Source organism: Actinotalea ferrariae CF5-4, from assembly GCF_000603945.1.
Taxonomy (GTDB): domain Bacteria; phylum Actinomycetota; class Actinomycetes; order Actinomycetales; family Cellulomonadaceae; genus Actinotalea; species Actinotalea ferrariae.
The window spans coordinates 1-1,307 of record NZ_AXCW01000477.1; the positions used below are offsets into that span (position 1 = coordinate 1).

Annotated in this window: 1 protein-coding gene; it reads left to right on the forward strand. The window is 78.8% G+C overall.

Features of this window, described 5'->3' with window-relative positions:
• The first annotated feature begins 159 nt into the window (after positions 1-159).
• Positions 160-1,167, forward strand: a complete 1,008-nt coding sequence (locus N866_RS18895) for an NAD-dependent epimerase/dehydratase family protein (RefSeq protein WP_034229742.1) — start codon at positions 160-162, stop codon at positions 1,165-1,167.
• Positions 1,168-1,307 lie beyond the last annotated feature (140 nt).

Sequence of the window (1,307 nt, forward strand, 5' to 3'; positions counted from 1 at the left end):
CCTCGCGGCCGCGGTGCGCGCCGCCGTCGGCCGCCCGGTGGCCGCGGTGCTGGCGGTGCCGGAGCTGCCGACCGACGTGCGGCACAACTCCAAGATCGACCGGATGCGCCTCGCGGCGTGGGCCGAGGGCGTGCTCGCCGGGGGGCGGGTGGGCGCGCCGTGAGGGTCCTCGTCACGGGGGCGAGCGGGCTGCTCGGCGGGACGGTCGCGGCGCTGCTGCGCGACGCCGGGCACGAGGTGCGGACGTTCCAGCGGCGACCGAGCGGTGTCGTCGGCGTCGAGGACGCGCTCGGGACGCTGACCGACCCCGCCGACGTCGAGCGGGCCGTGACCGGGACGGACGCGGTGGTGCACCTCGCCGCGAAGGTCTCCTTCACCGGCGACCCCGCGGACTTCCGGCGGGTCAACGTCGAGGGGACGCGGCTCGTGCTCGACGCGGCCCGGCGGCACGGGGCCGACCGGTTCGTGCAGGTGTCCTCGCCGTCCGTCGCGCACACGGGCACGTCGATCGTCGGGGCGGACGCCGAGCCCGCGGACCCCGTCCACGCCCGGGGCGACTACGCGCGGACCAAGGCGGAGGCCGAGCTGCTCGCGCTCGCGGCGGACGGGCCGGACCTGCGCGTCGTGGCCGTCCGCCCGCACATCGTGTGGGGGCCGGGGGACACGCAGCTCGTCGCGCGCGTCGCCGACCGGGCGCGGTCGGGCCGTCTGCCGCTCCTGGGCCACGGGCTCGCGCTCATCGACACGACGTACGTGGACAACGCGGCGTCGGCGATCGTCGCGGCCCTGGACCGGCTGGGCGACGAGGACGCCGCCGCTGCGGGCGGGTCGGTGCGCGGCCAGGCGTACGTCGTCACCAACGGCGAGCCGCGGACGGTCGCGGAGATGCTGGCGGGGATCTGCGCGGCGGTCGGTGCGCCGGCGCCGTCGTGGCGCGTGCCGGCGACGGTCGCGAGGACGGCGGGTGGCGCGGTCGAGACCCTCTGGGCGGCGGGCCCGGGCCGGCGACCCGACGCCGACGAGCCGCCGATGACGCGGTTCCTGGCCGAGCAGCTCTCGACGGCGCACTGGTTCGACCAGCGCCGCACGCGCGCCGACCTGCGCTGGGCGCCAGCGGTGAGCCTCGACGAGGGCCTCCGCCGCCTCGCGCAGCGGCACGCGCCCTGACGTCCGCGCCACGCCACTCCCCGGGCAGATTCCGCACTGTCGGCCCCCCGGCGGGCGGAATGTGCGAAATCTGCGCCGGGCGTGCGGGCGCGTGGGCGTGGGGCGTGCGGGCGTGCGGGAGGGGGGCGGCGGGGCAGGAG